3 protein-coding genes and 1 pseudogene are annotated in these 2822 nt (G+C 73.2%); 3 read left to right on the top strand and 1 reads right to left on the bottom strand.

Going from position 1 to position 2822, the window contains the following annotated elements:
* On the bottom strand, positions 1 to 130 hold a 130-nt coding region (locus tag N790_RS16825; RefSeq protein WP_342668348.1), incomplete at its 3' end, for a UPF0758 domain-containing protein.
* Positions 131 to 223: 93 nt separating this feature from the next.
* On the opposite strand from N790_RS16825, the gene coaBC reads away from it, so the two are divergent.
* The 3 genes and pseudogenes from coaBC to N790_RS14785 form a co-directional block, all read left to right on the top strand.
* Positions 224 to 1429: a bifunctional phosphopantothenoylcysteine decarboxylase/phosphopantothenate--cysteine ligase CoaBC gene (coaBC, locus tag N790_RS14795; RefSeq protein WP_043805477.1), complete on the top strand. Its 1206-nt coding sequence runs from the start codon at positions 224 to 226 to the stop codon at positions 1427 to 1429.
* Complete coding sequence (dut, locus tag N790_RS14790) at positions 1426 to 1884, top strand: dUTP diphosphatase (RefSeq protein WP_043805476.1); 459 nt, start codon at positions 1426 to 1428, stop codon at positions 1882 to 1884. Before coaBC ends, dut begins: the two co-directional genes overlap by 4 nt.
* A 38-nt stretch (positions 1885 to 1922) precedes the next feature.
* Positions 1923 to 2822: pseudogene (locus tag N790_RS14785) on the top strand (hypothetical protein); the annotation flags it as partial.

Raw genomic sequence — 2822 nt, 5'->3', positions numbered from 1 at the left:
CGGCGTGCAGGCCGCGCTGGCCGGTGCCCAGCAGCACGGCCAGCAGTTCCGCGTCGGACAGGGTGCCGGCGCCATGCGCCAGCAGCTTTTCGCGGGGGCGTTCGGATTCGGGCCAGTCGCGCAGGTGCATGCCGACAGGCTGCGCCGCGCGAGCGCCAGGCGGCGTCGGGAGGCGCGGGTCCATCGGGTAAGCTAGGCGCGTTCACGAAGGTAAGGAAACCCGGTGACCGGTCTGAAGGGCCAACGCATCCTGCTGGGCGTCAGCGGTGGCATCGCCGCCTACAAGGCGGCCGAACTGGTCCGCCGTCTGCGCGACGCCGGCGCCGAAGTACGGGTGGTGATGACTGCCGCCGCGCTGCATTTCGTCGGCTCCACCACCTTCCAGGCCCTGTCCGGCCACCCGGTGCGCAGTTCGCTGTGGGACGAGGCGGCCGAGGCGGCGATGGGGCACATCGAACTCGCGCGCTGGGCCACCCGCGTGCTGGTGGCGCCGGCCAGCGCCAACACCCTCGCCCGCCTGGCCCAGGGCCGCGCCAACGACCTGCTCAGCACCCTGTGCCTGGCCACCGAAGCCCCGCTGCTGGTGGCGCCGGCGATGAACCGGGTGATGTGGGCCCACCCCGCCACCCAGGCCAACGTGGCCACGCTGCAGGCGCGCGGCGTCGAAATCCTCGGCCCCGCCAGCGGCGACCAGGCCTGTGGCGAAGTCGGCGCCGGCCGCCTGCTCGAACCCGGCCAGATCGTCGCCGCCGTCGAAGCCAGCCTGCTGCCGCCACGGCTGTCCGGGCGTCGCCTCCTGGTCAGCGCCGGCCCCACCTTCGAAGACATCGACCCGGTGCGTTTCATCGGCAACCGCAGCTCCGGGAAGATGGGTTTCGCCGTCGCCGACGCCGCGCGCCGGATGGGCGCCGAGGTCACGCTGGTCGCGGGCCCGGTGTCGCTGCCCACGCCGCCGGGCGTCACCCGGGTGGACGTGCGCCGCGCCGCGCAGATGCGCGAGGCCGTGCTGGCCGCGCTGCCCGGCATGGACGCCTACATCGGCGCCGCCGCCGTGGCCGATTACGCGCCGGCCGAAACGCTGCCGCAGAAGCTCAAGAAATCCGGCGACAGCCTGGCCATCACCCTGGTGCGCACCGCCGACATCCTGGCCGACGTGGCCGCACACGCCGCGCGCCCGCGCCTGGTGGTGGGCTTCGCGGCCGAAACCCAGGACCTGGAGGCCTATGCCCGCGACAAGCTGCACCGCAAGGGCCTGGACCTGATCGCCGCCAACGACGTCTCCCGCGCCGGGCACGGCTTCGAGGGCGACGACAACGCGCTCAGCGTGTTCTGGCGCGACGGCCGCCACGACATCGCCCACGGCCCGAAGACCCGGGTCGCCCGCGAACTGCTGCAACTGCTTGCCGACCGCCTGGAGGCCATGGAATGACCGCCGAGATCGAACTCAAGCGCCTGGACCCGCGCCTGGGCAGCGAATTCCCGCTGCCCGAATACGCCACCGCGCTGTCGGCCGGCATGGACCTGCGCGCCATGCTCGACCAGCCGATCGAGCTGGCGCCCGGCGAGGCGCAGCTGGTGCCCACCGGCATCGCAATCCACATCGGTAACCCGGGGCTGTGCGCGGTCATCCTTCCGCGCTCGGGCCTGGGCCACAAGCAGGGCCTGGTGATGGGCAACCTGGTGGGCCTGATCGACGCCGACTACCAGGGCCCGCTGATGGTGAGCCTCTGGAATCGCGGACGGTTTGCCATCACCATCACGCCGGGGGATCGCGTTGCCCAGCTGGTGTTCCTGCCCGTGGCACGGGCGGTGTTCCGGCAGGTGGACGAATTCGAACGCAGCGCGCGCGGCGAAGGTGGCTTCGGCCACACCGGCGTGCGTTGAACGGGGTGGCCCGGGCCGCGCCGTAACCAGGGGGAAGCATGAAGAAGCTCGCGATCAATTCCATCAAGCCGGCCTGGGCGCTTGCCGCCCTGGCGCTGCTGGCGGCGGCCTGGTTCGGCTGGAACGGCTGGCAGGCCACGGCCTCCGGCCAGCTGCAGGCCGGCAGCGACAGCCTGCGCGCCAGCGTGGGCACGCAGGCCACCGCGGCGCTGCAGTCGGCGGTGGAACAGCTCGAATCCCGGCGCGTGAAGATCGCGCTCGCCACCGCGCTGCAGCGCGACGATACCGAGGCGGCCAGCAAGCTCATCACCGACGGCTGGAGCGGCGTCGAGGCGGTGGAATGGCATGACCCCGGCCTGGAAACCGGCTATGCCGACCCGAAGGCCTTCGGCTACGGCAAGCTCGGCGTGCTCGAACTGGCTCTGCAGGACAACGCCACCCGCGCCGCCGTAGTGATGGACGCCGGCGGCCCGCGCCTGGCCCTGGCCGCTCCCGTGCTGGCCGACGGCCGCGTGCTCACGCTGGCCTACGTGCGCCTGCCGCTGGAAACCCTGACCGCGCCGATCGAAGCGGCCGCCCTGACGGACAAGACCTACCTGGCCCTGCGCCAGGGCCGCCACAGCGTGGTCGAGCGTGGCGACGCCGCGCTGGCCAACGGCGCCGAGTTCGGCGCGGTGAAGCTGCCGGGCACGCAGCTGCGCGTGGTGTCCGCCGCGCCTGTGTCCGACGGCGCCTCCAGCGCGATGACCGAATTCCTGCTCTCCGGCCTGTGCCTGGTGGTGGCGGCCGGCCTGGTGCTGCAGCCGCGCCTGAAGGGCCTGCGCCGCCGTCCCGCCGGCGAAGCCGCGGAGGAAGATGCCGGCGCCGGCCCGACCCTGGCCGAGCTGCAGAGCGCCGGCAAGCTGCAGCCGCCCGAGCCCGCGCCGACGACCGCCGCC

It is taken from the genome of Arenimonas malthae CC-JY-1, assembly GCF_000747075.1.
Lineage (GTDB): Bacteria > Pseudomonadota > Gammaproteobacteria > Xanthomonadales > Xanthomonadaceae > Arenimonas > Arenimonas malthae.
The sequence above is the reverse complement of the archived record's forward strand: the minus strand, read 5'-3'. Positions and strand labels throughout refer to the sequence as shown.

Bases quoted from the DNA above. Each gene is read 5' to 3' on its own strand.
- dut (WP_043805476.1), top strand. From the start codon at position 1,426: ATGACCGCCGAGATCGAACTCAAGCGCCTGGACCCGCGCCTGGGCAGC.